The organism is Paenibacillus sp. J31R30 (assembly GCF_059692115.1).
The window spans coordinates 270,283-296,116 of sequence record NZ_JCAUAV010000007.1 but is presented as its reverse complement, the minus strand read 5'-3'; the positions used below and the strand labels follow the sequence as shown (position 1 = coordinate 296,116).

Below are 25,834 nucleotides of genomic sequence, written 5' to 3'. Positions count from 1 at the left end.
GCGAGAAAACCAGTTATCCGGTCTTAGCTATCGTTTCCGATAGTTATCCCAGTCTTAAAGGCAGGTTACCTACGTGTTACTCACCCGTCCGCCGCTAGCTTACCCCGAAGGATAAACCCGCTCGACTTGCATGTATTAGGCACGCCGCCAGCGTTCGTCCTGAGCCAGGATCAAACTCTCCATAATAGTGGACGATTGCTCGTCCTATTTGAAAGCTTAATTGCTCATTTGCGTTGCTAGCGAGATTTTGCAATCTCTTTTTTTGAACGATTTCTCGTTCGTGCTTACTCACTCGTTGTTCAGTTTTCAAGGATCAATCTTCCATACGTTCACTGCCGTGTTACCGAAGCAGCGAGAAGTAATATACCATGTTGTTTTTTTAATTGCAAGCTTTTTTTATTTCTTTTTTCGTTGCCAGCCTGTCTGTCTTGCGGCCGGAGTGATAATATAGCATGAATGTAAAACACATAGCAATGTTTTATTTTTCCAATTCAAAAAATAATTATTCGATCAAAAAAGAGCCAAATGCCCAGACGTTACGACACGTATTGTCGTTATCTACGTCGGAGCACTCAGCCCTCTTTGCAGCTTACGGTGTAATCGTTAATTTAGGCCGATCCGTGCTGGTGATACTCTCGCTTGAAGCAAAAGAGACATTCCCATTTGAATTCACAGGCGACGTGCTGTATACACGGATGGAGAGCTTTTTGCCGGTAGACATGGCCGCTTGCACTTGCGAAGTTACATTAATGGTAATCGGTGTGCCAGCAACGATCGTATACGTACCTAGCACCGTACTGGAGGAAGGCTTCGTATCCCATGTGATGGCGCCTTCTGTCCATGTGTTATCGGTAACAAGTGCAACCTCATTTTGAATCCCGCTCATGGCAGCTACGATTGGCTTAAGGGTAATCGTTGCCGCTGTCACAGACCCGCTATAGCTATTAAAATCAAATTTAAAATAGCCATCACGTTTGTAGCTGGTTAAGTCGTTCTTCGTATCAACCGTAACAGCCGTTGTTCCTGCTTGGTTCGTTGTGGCATAGGTGCCATCTCTCACATTCGCGTCATCCGCGGCAATCCACGTATTCGGGGCCGTTAGGACAATACCCGCACCATTGTATGCGCCACGATTCGGTGAAGTTGACGATGAGACGGAGTTGCCCCAGTAATCTTTGCCTCCATTGCTGCTGATTAGGACCCCAGATGACAAGGCAGGGGAACCTGTTCCCAGCTTATAGCCATTAACCGTGCTTAATCCAGTGCCGCCGCTGCCCGCTCCAGCCAAAAGCGGATCGCTCGTTAATTTATGCGCATCGCTTGGCTCACTAGCCGGATGGTTACCATAGAAAACATTGTAATCATATACATCATTCGCTTTGACGGAATAGCCGCCGCTTCCAGCGTTGTATACGATGTTATTTTTAAAATAGATCGGATTGCTTCCGGCTAGCCCCGTTGTAATGCTCGTGCTCAAACCAGAGCCAATATAGAAGGTATTATTATAAATTTGGCTATTCAACGGCGTGTAACCGCTATTGAATTGGAAAATACGTGCGCGGTCGTTCTGCGATATATTATAACGAACGATCATATTGTCATTACGAATCGTCCCATTTCCCATCACAAGCAGGAAGCCGCCTTCATTATCATGACTATAATTGTACTGAACCGTACAACCAGTTAAGTTAAAGTCACAGTCAAAGCCTTGGCCGTCATTCGTTGTTTTGGTATTGTAGGCTTCATTATATTGCATGACAGGATTCGTACTATTGATCGCCCAAATTGCTACATTATAATGAGTATCCCGTGCATGGGCTGTGTTCACAACATTATATTGAATCAAACCATTTATAGAAGCCCGCATGACGATCCCATCACCGCCGATATCATTCAGCGTGTTGTTGCTGATCACGAGATTCGTGTAGGGCTCGAAGTTGCCTGCCCCGTCATTGTTCCCCCATGAGCTGCCATTGCTAATTCCCGTGCGATCGGTGCGCTCAATCGTATTGCCATCAATCAGAACATCGTTCCATTTGGTTCTTACCGCGGTTCCAGATACGAGTACATAGATACCACCGGTCACTTTTAACGCATCGGTATTCGTTCCCGTGACATCGTGAATATACATATTTCGGATGTAAAAATGATTGTAAGTTCCCACATCGTGTGCTTCAACCTTGACCCCGTAACGGTCACCTGCCGAAGCGGATGTATTCGTGACCTCCAAATTATTCAATTCCCAATACTGCTGATTGTAAAAATACACCGTGCCTCCGGTTAATCCATTCCCATTAATAATAGGTTTATTACCTGTGCCGTATTTATCGATGATGATAGGTGACCCCGAAGCTCCTGACCCTAGCGGATGCAATTGTCCCGTCCATATGGAGCCAGATTTGAAAAGGATTTTATCCCCAGGCAAAAAGGTAGTGCTGTTGACTTTGGTTAACGTTTGCCATGGTGTACCAGTGCTCAAACCATTATTACTATCACTGCCCCCAGCCGAATCGACATAGTAGGTTGTATTGTTCGCATACGTTGTGGTCGTTAATACAGGCAGGGATACTACGACCGTCATTAGGAGTGTGAAAATTAGGCCGACCGATAGGCACAATCGAAATGCCTTTGAACTTCTCATTAATCATTCTCCTCTATATTGGAATATAAGCATGTGTGAGACATCCAGAAACACGATTTATTGCAGCTTCATTTCTCGAAAAATGTGGTCCACAACCCTCACTTGTGCATCCTCCACCAATTGCTTCACTTTCTCTGCGTACATGGTGTCCAGCGCTCGTTGCTTTTGATCATCCGTTAACCCGCTAGGGTCTGTGTCACCTCCCTTCGGTGCTGTCTGTTCTTTATAAGCTGCTTTCACTTTCAAAACTAAATTAGAAAATACATAGGTGTAATAGCCGCGTTCATCATACTGCTTAGGACCATAGATCACTTGGTTATTCTTGATTGCCTTCTCCCTGCGCTGATTTTCCTTTGCCCAATTCTCGAGAAACGCTGTGTAGCTAAGGTCAATCACAAGGCCGTATTGCTGGGCTAAAAGCTGTTGAACTTTGACCTCTTTCAATCGGTCTAGCGCCAGTTGCTTGGCTTTCTCGACAGGCACTTCCCCCTGAAAGCTCGTTGTCCAGAAGGAGGCTGAGTCATCCGCGTTATAGTTTTTCTTGAAGTAGCCAGCAGTCTGAGCCTTCACATCATTCAAGAAAAGCTGAAACTCGCGCTCATCTATCGGTACATCATTGATATAGGCGACAGTGGCATACGCGGGACCTGCTAACGAATGATCCTGCCACTCGGAGCAGCCTGTAGTCACAAAGATAGACAGAAGTAAGATGATCAAGCTTAGCTTCATAATTCCCCTCCTTCATGGACGCTTTGGGATTAGTTGATCCTACTGCTCCGTCATTCGAAACACCCAGTTACCTTGTTGGACGACATGACGAAGCTTAAATTGGATGCGATATAGACTGTCTCCCCACACACGTGTCAAGCTTTCGTCGGTAACGATGATGTGTTCAAAAGCAGCTTCCCATTGCTCATTGTCGTAATGAAGCAATAGCTGATTGTTACCGCTATCCTGCAAACGGATGAGGCCCTGATTTTGAAGCTGGGGGAGTTGGCTGGACATGATGTGAAGCAGCACTTGATCTGTAGGTTCGGAAAGCAAGCATGATTCCCGTAATTCTATTGCAGGGTACTGCCCTCTATGCAGTGTCAGGCTGCGATGCCAACTCCTCACACCTGCTTCAGCCGGATAAGCACTGGCTAGCTCCGTCCCAAAACGGACAGCGTCTTCGCTGTTCTCATAAGTTACGTCCTCCGCACGGAAGGATCGGCCCTCCTTTTGCTCAAAACCGTTAATAACCGGCACACTGTGATAGACAGACTGCATCGTCCATATCTCATATCGCTGCGGACTAAATGTCTTCTGGGTATAAGTCTCCACTCCGATATCAATCAAGAACGGCTTGCCATGCACATAAACCACGAAATGACCGATGTCGTTATGATTATGGCTTTCGTCGTTGTGACCGCCTTTGATCGCAACAAACAGGCCTTGGGACGTGCCTTCCGATTCTCTTGCGGCCATCACTTGCAGATTCGGCAGCCACACATCTTGGACCAGTGGCGGTGCCAGCGCTGCCTCTTGTTGAATACTTGCAAAGGTAAGCAAGCTGATCATTTCTTGAAAAAAGGAAATTCCCTTCCCTCTGCGATCAGGTACTTGATAGGTGCGGAAGCCAAACTGCCCCAATGCGCGCAGTTGATCATCCTGAGTACGCGAGCCATACAAGTAGATCATGCTGTAATCCTGCGAGGCGATCGCCGAGCCATCTGCGAAATTAACAAAGAAATGTCCGTCAATGTTCATCTTGTAGACGAATTGCCCAAGCTTTCTAATCAATGGTTGATCATAAACCTGCATCGCCCCATCTGATGCTCGGTACAGCAGCTCAAGGTTGACCAAAAGCATCCCCGCCGCTCTCGCCCAGTAGGTTGAACCTTCATCGCAGCCGCCATCCTCGAACTGCACCTCCAAATATCGATCCAAACTGCGCAGCACCTTGTCGAAGATCATGATTTTCCGTTCTGGCTCTATCTCCTGCAGCAGCACGACGGTCAACATATTCGCATTGCACCATGGGTTCCAGTTGTTAACTTCTCGTTCGCCAAAACCCATCCACCAGAAATCAATCCGATCGGTGTACGGGGCAATTATGCGGCGTTCCAGCTCGACTTGGATGCGCGCGCGAACAAGGGGAGAAAGCGCATCTAACGGGGTCTTCAGCAAATGTGACGTCCACGCCAAGAGCGCTGCGGTTTCTCCCGCCGTCAGGTCAAACAAGGGTTCTTTTACATCCGAAAGCAACTCCCCTGGCTGAAGGGATAAATAATGATGGGCCGGAGCGCACCACGTCGTCTGCTCACAGAGGAGCCAAATGACGTTCGTGATCTCCCGAAGAAATCGGCCCTTTGCTTCGATGCATTCTGCGATAAGGAGTGTGCAGAGAGCGCTTCGTCTTTCTGTTTCAACCGAATCGTACGGCTTACGACTTCCCTCTTCGAAATAGGCCATGAATGCGGTAGCACTCAAAACAGGCCATTCATAGTTCAGATAAGACTCTGCTTGCGTCACCCAAGCTTGCTGTAAGGACTCGGGGATGCTCGCCCAAGCCTCGCGATACTCTAGGGCAGGAAAGATGCGTCCCTCCATGTTTTTGCCTAAAATATGACTTTCCATATCGGATACAGTGATGAAATCTGTTAACTTCATGTCGCTAACGTCCTCCTTGTCTGCGTAAAGAAAAGACTGCCTCATTTGCAATTTGGCTACGAATGTGACAGTCTTCGAATCAGGGAAATGGATTCTTTTACAACCTATTTAATGACTTCGGTGTACTGCTTCTCAATCTCATTAGCACCGGCTGTTCTTGCCTTTTTGACATAATCATCAAAGGAATCGACGGATTGCTCGCCTGTAATGATTTTGATGTAATTTTCCGTCGTCAGCTTCTGTAAATCCGCTGTGTACTTTCCGGAAGCCTCTACGCTTGGTAAGTAAGACGGAGGCGTACCCGTACCTTTCACTTTATCCGCAACGACATATTTCGCTTTGAATATCTGCTTCACCACATCCGGATTGTTGGTATACATCCCAAAGGTAGTCACAGCGCGTTGTGCTGTTTCTGTCGGGTTTTTGAGCTTGGAAGCGACGGAGCCATCTGCGTTAATGACATAATCCTTGTCTTTGACACCATAGTTAGCCAACATATAATAGTCTTTGTCGGTGACCAGTGTATCCAGCATTTTCAAAATCGTATCCAGCTTTCTCGGATCTTTGGCTGCATTCTTGGTAATTACCAGTGTTTCGTTGTTATAGCCCCAAATGTTCGCACCATAGGCTTTGCCATCCGGACCTTTAATCGCTTTGCCGAGTGACCAGGTTTCATCGTATTTGGCATCTGGCTTCACTTTAATAAACTCTTGATAAACTGCTCCACCTTTATCTCCCTCAGTAAGCGGCGGTGTCCAGTGGTAGTACATCACGTTACCGGTTACACCAACGCGATTGTTAATGAAGGCATGGGAAGTCGCCCAATAACCGCCCTTATTCTCACCTGTTACGAATTCCGGATCGATGACGCCGTCTTTATACCATTTGGCCAGCAGCTTGAGGCCTTCTTTCATTTCTGGTTGAATTGCATCCATCGTCACTTTGCTATCCTTCACGGTATACCATAGTGCTGAGTAAGGCGTTGTACCTTTGATGACATCCGTCGGGATCGGTCCGAAGGCGCCAAGCACCGTTTGCATCGCCGTACTGGAGAGGCCGTACGTGTCTTTTTTGCCATTTTTATCGGGATCATTGTTCGTAAACTTGTAAATCGCATCCTCAAACTCAGCCAGAGTTTCAGGCACTTTGGTAATGCCGACATTTTTGAGCCAATCCGTGCGCCATACAAGGCTCGTTGGATAGGTGCCGTCTAATTGGAAAGCGGATAACCCGTAGTTTTTGCCTTTGTACATACTGGAGCGGAAGGCAGACCCTGAGGTGTCATTGTCCATGATTAATTTGTAGTAGTTAGGTGCTTTCTGTTTGATCGTATCCACTGGAATTTCGGCTGCAACCCCGCTGTCCACGAGTTTGGATAACTCGAAGCCCTTCAGCCTCAAAATATCAGGAATTTCTCCCGATGCCATGCGGACGTTGAACACTTCGCTATATTTCTGCGAATCCGCTGTCCAGACATTGATTTTCGCATTAAAGCGTTTGGACACTTCCTGTAAGATCTCTGAATTCGCATCCGGAGCTACATCGTTGATGTTATAGCCTGCCCATTCGATCGTGACCGGTGTGTCATTCTTAGCTGTTGCTGTTGCCGTTGTACCTGTTGCTGCAGGTGCCGGTGTACTTGTGGTACTGCTTTCTGTGCCGCTGCTGCATGCTGCCAAACTCCCTACTAACATTGCTGCGCTCACCCAGCTGCCAACATGACGAATTACGTTTCGCTTCATTTTTTAGACCCTCCTAGACATGTATGTTAGTGAACCATCCCCTGTGAGGGGGCTGGGATTAACCTTTCAATGAGCCGATCATGACGCCTTTGACGAAGTATTTTTGCAGGAACGGATACACAACTAGCAGAGGAATCAGGGATACCATGAGTGCAGCCATTTTCATCGTGTCGGTGTTAGCGTAGATCGTATTCGCTGCCTCGACAGCCTGTGGCTCGGAGCCTTCGAACATAATTTTGCGCAGCACAAGCTGCAGAACTGCTTTCTTCGAATCCTTGAGATAAATCATGGCATTGAACCATTCATTCCAATGGTAGACCATCGTCCATAAACCCACTGTAGCGAGGATGGGGATTGAAATCGGCAATATGATACGCGTTAGAATGACGAATTCGTTCGCCCCATCGATGCGGGCTGATTCTTGAATTTCCTCGGGAAGGGACATGAAGTAATTGCGGATAATCAACATCGTAAATGTGTTGATCGCTACAGGCAGCACAAGTGCCCATACGCTGTTATAGAGCCCGACGCCTTTGACGATGAGGTACGTGGGAATCAAGCCACCGCTGAAAAACATCGTGAATACCATGAAAATCGTCCAAAACTTACGATGCACCAAATTCTTTTTGGACAGTGGATAAGCTGCTAAAATCATTAACGTCATGGAGACGACAATACCTAAAATGACTCGAACGATTGTATTCTGGTAACCGATCCAGATTTGTTGATAGGCCAATATTTTGCGATAACCGTCCCAATCAAATTTCAGCGGAATTAAATGAATGCCGTAGCTACTCACAACTTCTGGCGGACTCATCGACACCGTGACCACCTGCATGAAGGGGATAATCGTCAATACACTTAGCAGGATGAGCGTCGTATAGACAATCGTGTCTACGAAGATATCCTCAAAGGTTCGTTTCTTTTTCTTGCGTTTCGTTGCCATTTCGGCGATCACCTACCATAGGGAATAGTCATTGGTTTTCTTAGCGACATAATTGGTGAGAAGAATTAAGAAAAAGGCAATGATATTTTTGAACAAACCAACAGTTGTTGCAAAGCTGTAATCGCCTTTCACAAGCCCAATCTGATACGTATAGGTAGAAATAACATCCCCAACCGAGAGAACGGAGGCATTCAGCAAGTTGTAAATTTGATCAAAATCGTCATTAATGATGCCTCCTACCGCAAAAATGAACATGATGGTTACGACCGGCATGATTGATGGCATCGTGATGTTCCATATTTTACGCAGTCGCCCCGCCCCATCCATATCCGCCGCATCATACAACTCGGGATCCACACTTGTGATTGCCGCTAAGTAAATGATCGTCGACCAACCGACTTCCTTCCATATGGAGGAAAGCACGAGGATAGATCGAAAGTACGTCTCACTTGTCACGAAGAGGATTGGTTTATGGCCAAATTCCATAATGATGGCATTGATCAAGCCTCGTGTCGGAGACAGAAATTCGATTACGATACCACCGAGAATTACCCAGGAAATGAAATGCGGTAAGTAGGTGATCGTTTGAACTGCTTTTTTAAAAAATACAAGGCGAACCTCATTCAGGATAAGACAGAGAATGATCGGTGCCGGAAAGCCGAAAATCAATTTATACGTGGAGATGATAAGGGTATTCTTCAGCACCGGTAAGAAATACAGCCCCGTGAATAGCTCCTTAAAATGTTCTAGCCCTACCCATTCACTCCCTGAAACACCTTTCAGCGGATAATAATTTTGAAAGGCAATGACAATCCCATATAGGGGGGCATAGTGAAAGATGAGGTAGTAGGCGATGACGGGAATTAGCATGAAGAAAAAGTATTTTTGTTTCCAATATAGCTTGATTGCACGTTCTTTATTGAGTTGCGGCTGCACGCGCTGCTTCACTTCTCGTGCTGCGATGATTGCGTTACTTTCCATTCCATGCCTCCTGTTCCGAAATCTTATGTGCGATTTGATGCCCTTATCGTACGGCCTATGCAGGGAGATCGACAACGCCCAAATACTTTACGGGAGTGCTGTTTTTTTTACTTCTTGTTGCGAATCATGGATGAATGCTTTGGATATGCGACTGCGTGACAGATATTTTTACCTGTGTTGTTTTTTTGCTTTGGCGGGAAAGGAAAAGCTGCCATGCATAGGTGCATCGCAGCTTTCGTCGGGGAGGACTAGCTTTCAAGGCTATCTCGATAGCTCTTGGGGGTACATCCGAAGTTCTCTTTGAACACATTCGCAAAATAACGGGGGCTCGTATAGCCGAGCTTCGCTGCGATCTCTTTAATCGATAAGTCCGTCTCTCGGAGAAGGCTTTCGGCGTGTTTCATTTTGATCCCGGCCAAATGCTCTGAGAAATTCGATCCCATGACCGATTTGTAGATCCGACTCACGTAGCTGGAGTTCATATGAATGCCTTCGCTCAAGGAAGACAAGGAGATCTCGTTGTAGATATTTTGCTCAATGTAGGCGAGGATTTGACGTTCTAGTGCAGTACCTGGGTCATCGTCGGTCACATCGGTGGTGTGGTATTCCATGATTTGAACAGCTACACCGGTGAGCCAGTCCGTTAAATCAGCTACATTGTCCATTTTCCGCCCATAATCCCGAATGTCATAACCCAGGAAGCGCTCTAGATCGATATCCATCGAAATGGCGGTTGTACGGATGATCGAAATCGCATCAAACACCGTATTACGGCAATAATCAATATGATACCTGCCCGAAACGAGCGCTTTGCGCAATATATCCAGAATCGAAAATACCATCTCCTGATTCCGATTACGTACGGCGACAGAAAGTTGCTCGATAATTTGCAGTCCACTGCCGTGCTCTTTGCGCTGCGCGATAGCGAGATCTTCATAAGAAATACATGACTCCGTTGGCATGATGAACGCGTAATTCAAGCACTCGCATGCTTCTGTATAGGATTGTGCGATGTTGGTGTAGGCATGGGTGTATTCAGAGCCGAAGCCGAGAACAAATTTCCCTTTCATTTGCTGGCTGATGCTGCTGTGAATCTTTTCCTTATCTAGAGCGTGCGAATAATTGAGAATCACAATAATATGGCCCGCGTTATCCATGGTTGAACAGAGCCAGTAATCACCAAGCTCTTCAACATGCTGCAGCATACTGTATTGGATCATCATCTCGTTCTTCAGGCCAATCCCCTCTACACCAAAAACCTTGAGCGCCATACAGGCCGTCTTCTCTCGGTCAAAATGCAGCTGGAGCATCTTCTCCATATTCGCTACTTGCGGATCGGTCTGATCGAGGTCGCCTTGCAATAACCGCATGATAAACTTATCGCGAATAATCGGCTTATTCGTCTCCATTTGATGATTCAAATCGGTGATGGTATTCGACACACGATCGATCACCTGATGAAGCATCGTATACTCGTTCTTGGCCTGCTTCTCATGGCCATCTGAGCTTCCCAGATTTCGAATCGTTTGAATGATGCTGCGCAGCGGTTTATTTGCCCAATGAGTCATGTAAATAGAGAAAAGCAAGCTGACAGTGAGTAGGATGATCGTGGTGATCAGCAAATAATGCTTGAGCTGCTTCGATTTTTGATACAAGGTATCGATCGAAATGACAGAAACGTATTTCCAGTTGTTATATTTGGACTTAGAGTAGGAAACGACACTTTGAACACCGTCGACTGAGGCTTCAAATGTACCGGATTCTGGATGCTGCAGGAGCGTCTTGATGTAATCCTTCTGGCTAAAATTGTGACCGACCCATTGGCTGTCGCTATGGACAAGCACTTTTCCTGTCTCATCTACAATAAATAAGACTTCCCCATCTGTCGGAGAGGATTGGATGAGATTATGTATCGCGCTTTCTTTGATATTGATGGCGACGACAGCTTGCCGATTCGCCAGACTATCGATCAGCGGAATATTCGAAAGATAAGTGATCACCGACGTATTCGATGGTGTGGTTACACGAGGGGGCAGCCACCGATTCGGGGTCGTCATGGTGCGCAGGACATTAATCCATGCTTCATCCAAGCTTTTGAGGGAGCCCGCCGAATCCAAATACGAACTATATTTATCATTAATGTACACGTTCCCCGCTGTATACCACACTTCAACGGATTGCAGGAAGTTCAGCTTGTAAGGGATATCCGTCAAAAAGTTGCTAACTTCAGCGATCTTGTAGCCGTTGCCGCTAATATCGTGCGTAAGCGGATATGCGAGCACTTCATTGCTAGGAATATCTGAGAAATAAATATTCACCAAGCGAATGACGCGATCTAGGATCGTCTCATCTACCGCATATTTTAGCTTGCTGACGTCTTGGGTACTCTGTCTGTTGATTTCTTGATTATAGGCGGTAGAGAAATAATGGATATAGATGAGCTGAGGGGCTAACGAAAGGATGATCACGAGCAAGATGTTAAACAAGAGAATTCGTGAGTAGATGGTGCTCATCCTAGCTCGGATATTGAACATGGAACACCTCCTTGCAAGGTGGGATAATTGAAAGGCTGGATGTGATTAGGGAATAATTTATAAAGCGTTTTCACAAATCGCTTCTTCTACTATAGCACAAATTTGGGGCTTGTCATGGGTTGATTAAGCGGCAAAGCGAGCAAAAGGATTGCTGCAATAGCGCCCCATTAGGGCGTTGAAGTTCACGATCTTGATCGGGGCTGCTGTAGCGCTGCGCAATGAGACCCTTTTGGGGTCTTATTGATGCGTTCGAGCTTCAGGAGCACTGCTTAACGCCCAAAAAGGGCGTTAAAGTTCATGATCTTGCTCGGCGCTGCTGTAGCGCTGCGCAATAAGACCCTTTTGGGGTCTTATTGCTGCGTTCGAGCTTCAGGAGCACTGCAATAACGCCCCATTAGGGCGTTAAAGTTCATGATACTGATCGTCGTTGGCTGCTACAGCGGCAGTAGCTGGCGAGTTAGTCGATGAATTCGACTAATTCGGGTGTGACTTTGACTCTTGTCATTGAGTTAGTCGATGAAATCGACTAACTCGTGTGCTACTTTGACTTTTGGCCCGAGTTAGTCGATTAAGTCGGCTAATTCGGGTACTACTTTGACTTTTAGCAGGAAGTTTTTGAATAAACAAATCCAAGAACAGATTCGAACAAAAAAGAGCCAAGAATTACTCTTGGCCCTCCTACTTTATTGCAAGGTGACTTTTACATTATCGAGCCATACATTCACACTCGCGCTGTCTGCTGTTTTGAACAAAGCGCGATCAATACCCGTAAAGGTGCTATTCGTGAAGGCTTGATTCATCAGCTTCGGTACGCCATCCAGATAAGCATCGAAATTCTTATCATCGACATCAATGACCAGTCGGACTGTATACCACGTGTTAGCCGCAATCGCGCCTAACAGGACTTCGCTGCCCGCTGCATCTTTGAATGCGAGGCCGCCGGCCGTAGTGGAATCATAGATTTCAATGGCGCTGTCCAATCCATTGGATACGAAAAACCGTGTCCATTTGCCTACTGCGTCCTGTCTGAATTTATACTCCAATGTAACGGTACCCGCATTGGTGCGCTTGAAATCGCGTGTAGCTTCCACATGGTCTGTCGACAAACTATCTGTGCATTTGAAGCTGCTGTTGCCGCCTCCTGGTTGAGAGGTATCCACCGCACAGGTTTGCGAGGCGTCTACACCTTCGACAACCCAATCCAACAGCTGAATATCCCTCGTCCCCACTGTGGTAAGAGGCTCGCCCGCTAAGGTGCCATTCGCATAGCCATCGAATATATCTCTAATGACCATTTGGCTCGTGCCCCCTGGCGCGGTAATACTCACGTTATCCAAGAAAGCGGTCGTTGTCGCTGTATTGGAGGTTGCCGTTTGGACACGCATGCGATCAAATTGCGGAACCGAGTTCGTAAAGACAGGTGCCGTTGTCGGTGACTTCTTGACCCCATCAATCCATACCTCGAAGGTTTGCGTTGCTGTATTGGCAACAACTTTCATCGCGTAATTGGTGCCAGGTGTAAGATTCATCAGTGAAACCTTGCTGCCATCAGGCTTCGCATAAGCAAAGCCAAAGACATCGGTGTCATAAAGCTCAATGCCATTCGTACTGTTATTACTTAATAAGAATCGGTTCCAGCTACCCGTTGAGGTCGTACGTTTATATTCAAATTCCCAAGTTACCGTGCCGCTGGCTGGTGAAATTTTGCGCTCCAGAGCTACTTTATTCGTCTGGATGGTGTCGTTCAAGCGAAGCTTTTGCGCTGTTCCGTCAAGTTCAACTGTCGCAGTAACACCAGAATCTGCAGCGATGGCCCAGAACGGAGGCAGCTGACCCGGGCTAACGGTACCAAAGGTATCATTGATGAATTGGTAATCCATTTTGCTAATCGTATTCGTACCGCCAATAATCTCTACCGCATCAATTCGCACAAAATGATCAATAGAACCTGTGGCATGCGTGCCTTTGGCAACGAGCTTGAGCGTATGGTCTCCAGCGGTCAGCCCTGAAATCGTATAGATCGCTCGGCGATCTTCCTTCTGTGCGGCATACAAGTCGATCGTCGCAGTCGGTGTCGTGCTTCCGTCCAAGAATACATCCGCTTGACCGCCATCCACATCGCGCGTTCCAACTAAAATCGCAGTTGTTCCGTTAAATTTGAACTGCAGCTTATCATTAGCTGTGCGTGATCCGACCTGACTTCGATAGTAATTCTCATAATCGGCGGCTACATATTCCCATGCACCGACAAAGGTCAAATTCAGATCCTCATTATCATAGCGCTTCACATCTACCTGCGTTGTAGAATCAAGCTTACGAACCGCCAAATTATCAAAGCGTGCCGTGTTATAGCCGCTGCCGAGCTGTATCTGACCGCTAGGGAAGTCTGTGTCTGTGACACTTGCTAGCTGAGTAACACTTCCAGGACTCGACACTGGATTGATATAAGCTTTGATGTTCGTACCATTAAAACGCAGCTTCATGGTGTACCAAGTATTCGTTGCAAAGCCGCTATAGGTGCCTGAAGCAAGCAATCGAGTCCCTGCTCTGAGCTGCCAAGCACCGCCATCATGCATCTGAATTTGGTAGCCGTCGCCAGGAACATCGGTACCTTCCGTAGCAACCGTCTTGCGATTGTGATTCACGCGCCCCCCAATCATTACGTACCCTGTAGAGCTCGTTAGCTTGACATCAGATTGCACCTCATAATTGCGCCAATCCAGACTGCCCATAATCGAATACGGCTCAGGTGTGGATCGATATTTCCAATCTAGCGGTTTGGTCGTTGAGGTAATCACTTGCTCTAGAGCTTTCCCGCTTCCGTCGTTCGCGACTTCAAAAGCGCCGCCTTGATCGGAGAAATAGAGAGGCTCTTTACCAACACTGTAGCTGTCAAAATTATCTGTATAATCTGAAGCTAGCGAAAAAGCCTCTGATGCAGGGTTCGCATAGGTGGCAGTACCCTTTTGCTGACCCGTAGTCGTTGTGAAGGAATAGATGGAGAATGGATCAATCGTAACGGTGAAAGATCCGCCAGAAGGCGTTATGTTGCTTTGCTGAATAAACTGAGCACTCTCTGTTGTTTTCCATGGACGGATCGTTCCCGTAGAAAGTCCGCCCGATAAGTTGAAGGTATAGTCCTTGGCTGTAGCACTTGTATTCAGCACGATGAGACTCCAGTTACTGCTGGAAGGATCCTTCAGCATCATATAACCGCCACGGTCATCCACGTAGTTCGCGCTATCGATATACTTCCAGCCAATTTCGGAGAATTGGGTAAAATGAGCAATCGTCCATAAGCCTGGCAAAACATCGTAGTGTCCCGTCCAAGGCGTGTTGGCAACGAGCATACTTTTATAGGTAAAAGGTGTACTGGTATAAGCACTCTCCACTCCCGGGTGCATCTCATACTTCGTTAATTTCCCGACAGGATTCATTCTCATAATCCGATACGCTACGTCCAGTGGCCCCGTGACAAAGTCTCTGCGCGCAGGCGCCAAATCCTCACCATCCCATAGCTTAAGTCCTGTGCTGATCGCATTCGAAGTACTGGTCTGATTGTAGTGGATGTTCATCGCTTCCAGTGAGTTCCTCAGCGCTGTATCCGTTGCTGCTTTATCTGCAATAAACCAGCCCACGTTGCTGTCCGCCGCCACGAGACCGACACTGCTGTAACCATCTAGATTCAACTTCGGCCGAAGTGTATTTACCACAAAGTTGCGGCTGGCTCCGGTTGTGCTCCAATCGGATGCCTTCGTATTTTCATTTTTATCGGCAGCCAAATAGTCAAAGCTCAATCCGTAGCTAGCTTGCGCTCCGTCCAGAAATTTTTTGTAATACGTATAGAGGTCGTTATCATTCGCAATCCAGGCAGGTGTGCCCCAACGCAAAGCCTCCAGCTCGATTAAGGGGTTCAATGCCTTGGCTTGTTGCGCAGCCCACAGATTTGATCCCCGTGTGATGTCGAAATCCGTACTAGATCTCATATGACTGGGCTCAGTACCGGACGATGAATTGACATCGCTGCCAATTTCCACTTTCACATGCTGCAAGGCAGCGCCAAACTTCGGCTTGAACAGCAGCTTCATAATATCATCCCGCTGATTCGCCGGATAATCCATGAGCAGCTTCGTCATACCGTTGCTGAATACAGCGCCAACGCCCTCATACGTACTTCCTACATTCGTACCATTGATGTTGACTACGGTTGGCGCTGCTGCAGCCGAAACGGGAAGCAGGGTCATTCCTCCGATGCTGGAGGCCAGCAGGGTTAGCGCAAGTGCGGCGTTAGCGCTCTTTTTAACTTTGTTCGTTTGTCCCATAAACTCATCTCCCTTTGATCATATTAAAAGCACGAAAAAACGTGGCACAAACATCAAAGCTCAATGCTTATGCCACGTTATGGTGCGTACTCATTTAAACTAGCAATTGACCTGCAACAACCTCCACAGCATTAATGTACACACTCGTATCTGCGGATTCGGGATGCTTCATCCCTTTGACAACTAATTTAATCTCCGTCTCTACATCCGGATCTAGGCCATTCACACTATAGTACGATTTGCGGAATCCGGTTTGCGGTCTATACGTATCAACCGTGCCTTGATAATCACCATTCAGATACACATCGAAGAATCCACCATCGGCACACTTCTTCCCAACAATGCTGACGGCCTCCCCCTTGAATCGGAACGACAACTCTGCTCCAGCTGTGCCTGATTTGGCGAGCGTTCGTGCAAAGACGTTCCAATCCCCATCAGCTCGTTCCCAGTCACCTGAATAGCGAATGGCTGGGTTGGTATTGAGGTAGCGAATGCAATGTACTGGAGCAGCTTCAAGGATAGGCTCAATGCGCAGTCCACGGAAGGCATGACGATGATAGCTGCTCAATAATGCCGCATGGCCGCTCGGAATCTCGCTATCCGTATAGTCAAACAAATGCTCACCGTTCCACTGTGCTTTGATGGTTTTGCCTTCGAACGTTAGCTCCAAGGCGTACCATGTAGTCGGGTCAAGGGCGGTGGTATCTCCCTGCAAAAGGGGATATTTCCCCTTCATCAGCTCATACCGCCCCGTATGCCGCATGCGCAGCCAGTAGCCTTCCGGCGGCTCATTGCTTTTGGCGGTATAGTTGATGCGACCGCCCAAACCGATGTAGCCAGCCAGCTGCCCCAGCTGAACCTCCACCAACACACGATAGTTGGTCCATTCCAAGCTGCCTAGCAGCGTATACGGCTCCGGTGTCCGGCGATACGTCCAGTCGATCGGGATTTGATCTTCTGTCACTTGCTGACGGAGAATTAGACCACCGTCATCAGAATTCGGCTCGAATTCGAAGGCCCCACCCTGATCGGACGTATATTTCGGGTTTCCGCTCGCTCTGACGCATCCCGTTGCAAAGTCATCGCTATACGGAAGCGAAAACGTCGTGTCCGCTGAGATACTGAGCTCTTCATCACCTTTGCGCTGCCCCGTCGTCGTTGTGATCGTATAAATCGAATAAGGCTCGGCTGTGAATTCGAAAGGCCCATCTGACTCCAAATGTGCAGCAACCAACTGGAAGTGAGAATGCTCGGTTGTCTTCCAGATATACAGCTTCCGATCCGCATTGCCCGTGTCGAATTGGTAGTTACATGTCTCAGGACCATTGTTGAGAACAACGATAGAAATGTCCTTCGTGATCGGATTCTCTAAAGTCACATAGCCGCCAGTTTCCGATTGTCCACAGGCATCGTCGAGATAGATCCAACCAGGCTGCATGAACTGCGTAAAGTGAGCGATCACCCAGAACCCAGGATCAATACGGTAATGCCCAGACCATGGCCACGTCGCAACTAAGATGCCTTTGTAGTTGAAAGGCGTGTTCTCATACTCCGCTTCCAGCAAAGGATGCAGCTCGTACTTCACCATTCGCCCATCGACATACATGTCAATGATGCGCTTGCCGATGTTCAGGGCACCTCGGCTAAAGCTGTGGCGGAATGGCGCGAGATCCTCGCTCAGCCACAGCGATTTCCCGCTGACCTTGGCCGTCTCCGTGCTGTCCTGGCGGTAATGCACGCCATATGCGTGCACCACCTCGAACAGCTCCGGATCCTCGGCCGCATGGTCAGCAATGTCCCAGCCATGGTCGCTGTCGTCGGCGACGAGCTTGATATGGCCAAAGCCCGCCCGCTTAAGGCCAGGGACAAGCGTATTCACCGTCCAATCGCGACTGAAAGCGCCCTCATTGATGTCCGGACCGAGGAAATCGAATTCGAGTCCGTATTCGTCCCTCGCTCCTCGCAAGAAATTCAAGTAATACGCCAGCTTATCCTCATCATTCTGAATCCAGAGCGGCGTTCCCCAGCGCAATGCGTCTAGCAACAGCGCCGGGTTAATAGCTTTAGCCAGCTTAGCGATGGGAAGTCCATAGCCTCGCGTAATGTCATAATCCTCTCGACTCCGCATGTGCGAAGGCTCAGTACCCGCCGAAGTATTCACATCGGAGCCTAGCTCCACCTTCAAATGCTGCAAGCTAACCCCATACATCGGCTTAAACAATAAGTCCATGATTTCGTTGCGCTGCTGCTCGGGATAGTCCATAAGGAGTTTCGACATGCCATTGCTCGTAATACCGCCGATGCCTTCAAATACTCGACCTGGCTTGGCATCCATACATCTAATTACATGCGTCTGATCTTCCATCGTAGTTCCCCTTCACTGGGCAGATCGCTCTCATTCGTCTGCCCCCCTAAGGATTATTTTTTGATTTCACTCATAATTTGTTTATACTTCTGGTCCTGCTGCTTCGCAATTTCATACATATCCTTCGCTAAGAAAGCATTGTCTTTCTGCGTCGCGTACCAGTTGGCCATCCATTCTTCAACCTTTTTGCCATCTGCTTTCTCCCAAATCGTGATGGCTTCCTTCATGGCATCATCAGTGGAATATTTATCACCTTCCACAATCGATTTCGCCCAAACCGTTCCGTTGCCGGCTCCAACCATGCTATTCACTTGTTTATCTGTGTTCGTCACAATCGTTGCAAGATCTTTCGGCAGCTGAGGCATATGCTCAGAGTGCGTCAGCTCTGCGTATGGCAGATCGAATGTCAGATACGTATCGCGAAGCAACTGATAGTATTCCTGCACACGCGGGTCGCTCTTATACTGAACAGCTGGCGTGGAACATTTATTAAAGCGCAAGCCTGTATTCGTTAGCATTTTCATATACACCGTAATATCGCTAACTTCTTTCTTAAATTTGTCTGCATCAATAATTTGTGCACAACCGTCAACCGTTTTTGTGTGAACGCCCTCTGTTCCATTATCGAGGACATCTGCTGTTGAGTCCTTCGCCATGAAATCAATATATTTCATTACTGCGTCCGCATTTTTGGATGAAGCTGCAACAGCGCCGGTCATTTGTACGGGATTTTCCAGCGACGGCGTAAATCGTCCGAATGGACTTGTCGGGAACGGCATCAACGTCATGGTTGCTGTCGGTACGTTCTTTTGAAGCGGATCTAGGAATTGCGAAACGATATCTTGCGGCGTATTAAAGTTTGGAGAAATGATCCCTACTTTGCCTGTGATAAAGTCCTGTTTGGCTTTCGCCATATTTTTATCATTGAAAAAGTCCTTATCTACAATGCCTTCACTGTACAGCTTTTTCTTGAAATCAGTCGCTGCCTTAATGTTCTCCCAGCTATAGGTGAGCTTGCCGTCTTTGACAACCCAAGGCTTAATCGCATAGAACATTTGGTTGATCGTGTATTCCATCGAGCCTGCCAAAGCGATACCAAACGTATCCTTTTTCCCATTGCCGTCTGGATCCTGCTCAGCAAATGCCTTCGCAACTTTATATAGATCGTCCGTTGTTTTCGGCATTTCCAAGCCGAGCTTCTTCAACCAGTCTGTGCGGATAATGACACCACGAAGCGGGTTCACCCATTGAATATGACCAACTTCATAGAGCTTGCCATCTGGCTTGGTGCCAGCTTTACGCAGCAGCGGATTTTGCTCAAGCAGCTTTTTGTAATCGGTGGAGTTCTTGGCAATCAAATCATCAAGCGGGAGCAGTTGTTTTTGCTCGTACAAAGGGTTTCTGATCGTTGGATCGAATACCATCAGCAAATCAGGTGCGGAGCCAGAAGCGAACATGACATTCGTTTTTTCTTTAATTTGGGCAAAAGAAACCGCCGTGAATTTAACGTTCTCAGGCCCTTTCTCGTTAATCCATTTGGTCCAGCGATTGGACTCATTCGTCCCTTCCTCTTGGGAAACACGTCCCGTGTCGTAAGCGGTTACGGTAATGTCCTTGCGAACCTCCGGCGCTTTGGTTGGGGCGGCTGTTACTGATGACGATGACGATGCCGCCGGCGAAGCCGTGGAGGTCTTTTCATCATCCTTGGAGCAACCGATGACAGTTAAAGCGAGAACGGCCGTTGAAGCTAGAGCAAGCGTTACTTTCATATTTCGCATGAATACATACCCCTTTCATCTATGAACAGCTTGGTAAGCATGGTGAATCCGGCATGAAATGAAAACTATCCTTTTACAGCACCGAGCATGACGCCCTTCACGAAATACTTTTGCAGAAAGGGGTAAATCACGATCATCGGCAGCATCATAATCATGACACTGGCCGCCTTCAAGGATTCCGGCACAACTTCGACTTGGGCGCCTGTTAATACAAGCTCCTGCAGAAGCTGTTGATTTTGAATCATATTTTGCACAAGGACAGCCAAATTATATTTCGCGGATTCGTTGATATAGAGCATCACATTGAAGAATGAATTCCAGTAACTTACCGCATAAAATAGCGTGATCGTGGCCAGCACGGGCTTGGATAATGGCAATATGATTTGTAACAGCTGACGCCATTGCCCGCATCCGTCCATTTTACCCGCTTCTTCCAGCTCATCCGGGATGTTCTCAAAGTACGTCTTCATAACCAGCATATTGTATGTATTCACCAAAGCAGGGATCCATAGCGCCCAGTAGCTATTTACTAAGCCAAACATTTTCACAATGAGATAGGTCGGAATCATGCCCCCGGTAAACATCATGGTAAAAATCAAAGCCAAGGTCACATAGCGTCTGCCGGGAAATAATTTGCGCGACAACGGGTAAGCGGTCAGTATGGTAACCAACATGCTCAGCGAGACACCAACGACGGTGATCACGACACTATTTCGAAAAGCGGACAGCATCCGTGTCCCCTCAATCATCGAGCTGAAGGCGTCCGTGTTCCAGCCAACTGGCCACAGGGTTACTCTGCCTGAAAGGATGTCCTGCGTATGGCTGAGTGATAACGATGCGATATGCAGCAAGGGCAGCAAGCACGTCAAACCAATCAATGCCAGCAGGCCATAATTAAGTCCGAAAAAGAGGCGGTCTCCAAAGGACGTTCTCATGTTCTCATGTCACCTCCTCTTTAGAATAAGCCATGTCCAAAACGGCGAGCTAGCGCATTAGCGGAAAAGACTAATACGAAGCCAACAATTGATTCGAAAAAGCCCATTGCTGCCGTCAGGCTAAATTGCCCGCCCTGAAGGCCCACGCGATACATATAGGTCGAGATGACCTCGGAGACACTGGCGTTTAATGAATTTTGCAACACGTACACATGATCAAAGCCTATCTCCATCACCTTACCTAATTGTAAAATGAGCAGAAGGACGATCGTTGTGCTAATTCCCGGAATCGTGACATGACGAATCTGCTGCCACTTGTTCGCTCCATCAATATTCGCTGACTCATACAGGGACGGATCAATGGCCGTTAAGGCAGCCAAGTAGATGATGGCATTGAACCCCATTTCCTTCCATACACCTGAGGAGATAAAAACAGCCATCCAACTCTTCGTGTTATACAGGAATGCGAAGGGCTCTCCCCCTGAAAGCTTAATCCAGTTGTTCACTGTACCTGATTCAATCGACAGGATCGAGATAATCAAGCCGCCCACAATGACCCATGAAAAAAAGTGGGGCATATAGAGAATCGTCTGGACGATTCTTTTGAACCACATGCGGCGCGCTTCATTCAGCATTATTGCGAGTGCAATCGGAACGGGGAATCCGCATATAATTGTGAGTCCGCTCAGCACTAGCGTATTACGGATAATGTCCAACGTCTGATCTTGCTTAAACAGTGTTTCGAAGTTGTTCATCCCGACCCAAGGGCTGTGAAGAATACCGTCTGTGAAATTGTAATCCTTGAAGGCAATGACTAGCCCTCCCATCGGCAAATATCTAAACAGCACATAGAACAATATGCCGGGAATCAACATGAGAATAAGCGGCAAGCTTTCCTTCAGTCGCAGCTTCGATTTGGTTTTTACTTTACTCAGCTGATTCGGCATGACCGTGATATGTACCTCCGAATTTGGGTTCATTGTATCTCTCTCCTTTCTACTTCTTATTATAGAAGGAAAATTTCAAACCTGCCTTGAATCTGATAAGCATTACCTCGAAAATTATACGGAGTGCAAAGCGCAAGCACACGGCCCCGGCGAACTGCTTGCGCACAAATATTGTGCGCTAGAGCAGCGAACACGACCCCGGCGAACTGCTTTGCGCACAAATATTGTGCGCAAGAGCGGCGGACACGGCTCCGGCGGACTGCTTGCGCACAAATATTGTGCGTTAGAGCGGTGGACACGGCTCCGGCAGACTGCTTGCGCACAAATATTGTGCGCTAGAGCAGCGAACACGACCCCGCCAGACTGCTTGCGCACAAATATTGTGCGCAAGAGCGGCGGACACGGCTCCGGCGGACTGCTTGCGCACTAATATTGTGCGCTAGAGCAGCGAACACGACTCCGCCAGACTGCTTGCGCACAAATATTGTGCGCAAGAGCGGCGGACACAGCTGTGTGAAACATAACTTCTCATATTTAAAGAAGGCACGCAGCGAATCTCGCTACATGCCTTTAATCTTACAGCCAAGCTAGCCCATCTTCCGGAACTCACTAGGCGAGCAATGCACCCACGTACGGAATACGGTGGTAAAATAGTTCGGATCCTCATAGCCGACAGATTCGGCGATTTCGGATATTTTCATATTCGTATTGCTTAGTAGGATTTTCGCCTTCTCCAAGCGGAATTTTGTTAAATAATTCGTATAGCTTTCGCCCGTTTCTTTTTTGAAAAGGTTGCTAAAGTAACTCACACTGAGGTGCACATGCTGAGCAACATCATGAATGGAGCAGGCTCCCTCATAATTTCGCTCCATGTAGGCGATGGCTTTATCCAGTAAATTGACATTTTTACCAGCAAGCCAGGAATTCAACTGCCACATAAAGGTCTGTATCTGCTTGGATAGCCATTTCGCGACTTCAGCGGATAACCGAATCGGCTGCAGCGCCTCAATCCACTCGCCTAGCCCCTTCTCCTCCGCGTCTTCACCGTCTAGGGCCCGCTTACTTGCTGCTGCTAGCGCTAGAGCTGTGCTCAGTCCCTCGATTTTGGCATCATTCACATTCATGTCTGTCACCTGTCGGAGCAAATCTTCCAAGTATTCACGAAGCTGCTCTGTTTTTCCCTGAACGATGAAGGACATCACGTCCGTTTGAATGCTTTTCGTCCGGGCAGCATGATCGGGGATTTGCACATCTGCCTTGCCGCTTCCCCCATAGGAAGCGAAATGTCCATACATGGAGCGCACGCCATCGTATGCTTCTGGACGAAGTGTTAAGCCCAGTAGACTTTGTGTGGATGTCACCAACCCACGCTCAAAGGATGCGAAAGAAGACGATTTATCGGCCAGCACAGCGAAAACATCATGCTTCACATTCGTAATGCTGCCTGATACATCCGAGATTGCGAGCCATTCTTTCATCATGTTCAGCAGAGCAAATTGAAGCAGTCTCGCATCCTCTCGCCGGTAGCTTTTGGATGACGGTGTGTAGGTGTCGACGGTGAACACCAATAGCTTTCGGTCATCGCAGGTCGTCTGCAGACGTGCCATTGCTTCTTCATCCATCGGGAGGCCCAGCAGCCATGACTGGATTTGATGCTCTAGCAGGCGATTCTGTTCCAGTTGACTGCGTTCAGCCTGCTCCTGGCGCTCCGCATACAAGCGATAGGCTTTCTCCAAGGGAGGCGCCAATTCTTGTGCGGAGATGGGCTTCAGCAAGAAGTCAATCGCCCCATAGCGCAGCGCAGCCTGCGCGAATTCAAAATCCTTATGCGCCGTCAGCACCATCACGTCGATCTCGCGATCTAACTCGGAGATGCGCTGACAGAGCTCAACACCGTCCATTTCAGGCATCCGAATATCGGTAATGACTAGATCCGGACCAAGCTCATCAATGAGGGCCAAAGCCTGCACGCCATTCTCCGCTTCCCCGATGACGGTCCATCCGGCATGGCTTGCTTCTATCATTTTGGACAAACCTCTGCGTATCAGATGTTCATCGTCTACAATTAACAGTTTCCCTTTCATGGCTGTCAACTTCCTTCCATCTGGGTTTGAACGGGTAGGATTAACTTCATCGTTGTGCCAGCATTAGGCTCACTGTGGATAACTAATCCATAAGGGGGGCCGTACATGAGACTGACACGCCTGATTACGGTTTTCAGTCCAATACCTCCCGTGGTACTGGTAGGTTCTTCTAGTCTGCGATGCTGGAGCTGCATGATTTTGTCGATCTGCTCCTGCGACATGCCTCGGCCATTATCGCTAATCTCGATAGATAAGAGGGATTGCTCGATGGATACTTTGATGCGCAGAATGCAGATCTTGGACATTTGGGCAAAAGCATGCACGAAAGCGTTCTCGACCAGCGGCTGCAAGATAAGCCGGATGACAGGAAGCTGCTCCGCCTCCTCATCCACTTGGATGAACGTCTCAAGCCTGCCGCCGATCCGTACACTTTGAATATTGATATATTTCGTTATATGTTCGATCTCGTCCTTCACGGTCGTATGCGCATTCGGATTCTGCAGGGCATAGCGCAGCAATCCGGATAAAGAGAGCACCAATTGTGCAGCTTGCTCATCATTCTCACCCAGATACAGCTTCATATGAATGGTATCCAAGGTGTTGTAGAGGAAATGGGGATTCAATTGCGCTTGCAGCGCAGTGAGCTCCGCCTCCCGCTCATTGAGTTTACGTTCATACACTTCCTCCACCAGCGACTCAATATTCGCTGCCATTTCATTGAAGCTGTGACCCAGAAAGGCTAGCTCATCCTGTGTGGAGATGCGAATTCGCGTATCGAAGCGGCCACTGCGGAGTTTTTTCATCCCCGAAACTAACGTGTGCAGGGGACCCAGCAATCTTTTTCCCGTGAAGAAAATAAGCAAAGAGGCTAATAGAATACTGACGAGACCCGAGTAGAGGGCGATTTGGAAAATAACCTGACTTTTCTCGTTAATCGATTTCAGGGATAAGGTGCTGATGAGTGTCATGCCCGAGTCTCGCGTCTTATTGCGGCTAACGAGGATCGACTCCCTATTCGACTTCACAATTTGCGAGTCTGACACGTGCAGGAGTTCCTCGAGCCCAAAACTACTATTCGGCTTTGTATTCGTGTAGACGACCTTGCCGTTACTATCGAGCAAGATCACCTGCGCATTCTCGCCCTTCGCCAATTCATCCAGAATCGAGCCAAAGATAGATTGATCATAAAATAAAATCAGGTTGCCGTAGAGCTCCTGCTTCTTGTTCTTCATATAACGAGCCGCCGAGATGACATTGCGATAACCAGAGCTTTCGATGCTCGATATTTTCAAAGGCTGCCACACCAGCTCACCATTGGATCCCTCCAAGGAACGAAGGACAGCCGAATAGTTGGCATCACTGAGGGGGATGACGGTGCCTGCATTATTTTCAAAAAAATAGCCGGAGCCCTTCGTATTGTAGACATACATACTGGAAAGCTTGGGTTCATCAATCGAGATCTGATTCAGCAGCTTCGTCAGCTCGTCCTGATCCAGCAAGCGGTTGTAAAAGGTATCATCTGCCCGTTCCGCTGAACGACGGAGAATCTCTTCGATGTAGGGATGAAAGACGATATAATTGGTCGCTTTATACAGATTCTGAATTTGCGTCTCAACACGTGCGGTCGCCTGCTCATTCGCCTTAGCGAACTGCTTGCTAATTTCCGTTGTGAACAGCTTGAGATAGACGGTATAGGTGGCATATCCCGATATGAGAAAAATGACCATGATCAAAACGGATAACGAGGCTATGAGTTTAAAGGAAAGCTTCTTCTTGAACATGTGCACACCCCCGTACACGTATTATAGCTTACAGGAGGTTCCCACGCCTCGAAAATCATATGATTTCTCTCGAAAAAAATATAGAAAAAATGCGGCAACACCCCAATAACACAGGAGCATTGCCGC

15 protein-coding genes and 1 rRNA gene are annotated in these 25,834 nt (G+C 47.8%); 1 reads left to right on the top strand and 15 read right to left on the bottom strand.

Features of this window, described 5'->3' with window-relative positions:
• From AC58QO_RS23025 to AC58QO_RS22965, 13 genes are all read right to left on the bottom strand, one after another.
• A 16S ribosomal RNA gene (locus AC58QO_RS23025) occupies positions 1-186 on the bottom strand; the annotation flags it as partial.
• A 403-nt stretch (positions 187-589) separates the two neighbouring features.
• Complete coding sequence (locus AC58QO_RS23020; RefSeq protein ID WP_497269607.1) at positions 590-2,641, bottom strand: CBM96 family carbohydrate-binding protein; 2,052 nt, start codon at positions 2,639-2,641, stop codon at positions 590-592.
• Between the two features lie 57 nt (positions 2,642-2,698).
• Positions 2,699-3,370: a hypothetical protein gene (locus AC58QO_RS23015; protein ID WP_497269605.1), complete on the bottom strand. Its 672-nt coding sequence runs from the start codon at positions 3,368-3,370 to the stop codon at positions 2,699-2,701.
• 39 nt (positions 3,371-3,409) lie between these two features.
• Positions 3,410-5,293 (bottom strand): heparinase II/III domain-containing protein, encoded by a 1,884-nt coding sequence (locus AC58QO_RS23010; protein WP_497269603.1) that lies wholly within the window; start codon positions 5,291-5,293, stop codon positions 3,410-3,412.
• Between the two features lie 104 nt (positions 5,294-5,397).
• Positions 5,398-7,035 (bottom strand): type 2 periplasmic-binding domain-containing protein, encoded by a 1,638-nt coding sequence (locus tag AC58QO_RS23005; RefSeq protein WP_497269601.1) that lies wholly within the window; start codon positions 7,033-7,035, stop codon positions 5,398-5,400.
• Between the two features lie 58 nt (positions 7,036-7,093).
• On the bottom strand, positions 7,094-7,981 hold the full coding sequence (locus AC58QO_RS23000) for a carbohydrate ABC transporter permease (RefSeq protein WP_497269599.1): 888 nt from the start codon (positions 7,979-7,981) through the stop codon (positions 7,094-7,096).
• A gap of 12 nt (positions 7,982-7,993) precedes the next feature.
• The gene (locus AC58QO_RS22995) at positions 7,994-8,962 is read right to left on the bottom strand and encodes an ABC transporter permease (protein WP_497269597.1); all 969 of its coding nucleotides are present in this window, start codon (positions 8,960-8,962) and stop codon (positions 7,994-7,996) included.
• 248 nt (positions 8,963-9,210) lie between these two features.
• The gene (locus AC58QO_RS22990) at positions 9,211-11,496 is read right to left on the bottom strand and encodes a helix-turn-helix domain-containing protein (protein ID WP_497269595.1); all 2,286 of its coding nucleotides are present in this window, start codon (positions 11,494-11,496) and stop codon (positions 9,211-9,213) included.
• Positions 11,497-12,179: 683 nt separating this feature from the next.
• Positions 12,180-15,818: a 3-keto-alpha-glucoside-1,2-lyase-like domain-containing protein gene (locus AC58QO_RS22985; RefSeq protein ID WP_497269593.1), complete on the bottom strand. Its 3,639-nt coding sequence runs from the start codon at positions 15,816-15,818 to the stop codon at positions 12,180-12,182.
• A 94-nt stretch (positions 15,819-15,912) separates the two neighbouring features.
• Complete coding sequence (locus AC58QO_RS22980; RefSeq protein WP_497269591.1) at positions 15,913-18,183, bottom strand: glycoside hydrolase family 30 protein; 2,271 nt, start codon at positions 18,181-18,183, stop codon at positions 15,913-15,915.
• Between the two features lie 53 nt (positions 18,184-18,236).
• Complete coding sequence (locus AC58QO_RS22975) at positions 18,237-19,961, bottom strand: extracellular solute-binding protein (protein WP_497269589.1); 1,725 nt, start codon at positions 19,959-19,961, stop codon at positions 18,237-18,239.
• Between the two features lie 65 nt (positions 19,962-20,026).
• Positions 20,027-20,896 carry a carbohydrate ABC transporter permease gene (locus tag AC58QO_RS22970; RefSeq protein ID WP_497269587.1) on the bottom strand — a complete coding sequence of 290 codons (870 nt, stop codon included), beginning with the start codon at positions 20,894-20,896 and terminating at the stop codon, positions 20,027-20,029.
• Between the two features lie 20 nt (positions 20,897-20,916).
• Positions 20,917-21,843 (bottom strand): ABC transporter permease, encoded by a 927-nt coding sequence (locus AC58QO_RS22965; protein WP_497269627.1) that lies wholly within the window; start codon positions 21,841-21,843, stop codon positions 20,917-20,919.
• Between the two features lie 211 nt (positions 21,844-22,054).
• Here AC58QO_RS22965 and AC58QO_RS22960 point away from each other — a divergent pair, with 211 nt between their 5' ends.
• Positions 22,055-22,273 (top strand): hypothetical protein, encoded by a 219-nt coding sequence (locus AC58QO_RS22960; protein WP_497269585.1) that lies wholly within the window; start codon positions 22,055-22,057, stop codon positions 22,271-22,273.
• A 157-nt stretch (positions 22,274-22,430) separates the two neighbouring features.
• On the opposite strand, the gene AC58QO_RS22955 is transcribed toward AC58QO_RS22960, so the two are convergent.
• Both AC58QO_RS22955 and AC58QO_RS22950 read right to left on the bottom strand, forming a co-directional pair.
• Positions 22,431-23,927: a response regulator transcription factor gene (locus AC58QO_RS22955; protein WP_497269583.1), complete on the bottom strand. Its 1,497-nt coding sequence runs from the start codon at positions 23,925-23,927 to the stop codon at positions 22,431-22,433.
• A 5-nt stretch (positions 23,928-23,932) separates the two neighbouring features.
• Positions 23,933-25,708: a cache domain-containing sensor histidine kinase gene (locus tag AC58QO_RS22950; RefSeq protein ID WP_497269581.1), complete on the bottom strand. Its 1,776-nt coding sequence runs from the start codon at positions 25,706-25,708 to the stop codon at positions 23,933-23,935.
• Between the last annotated feature and the right edge of the window lie 126 nt (positions 25,709-25,834).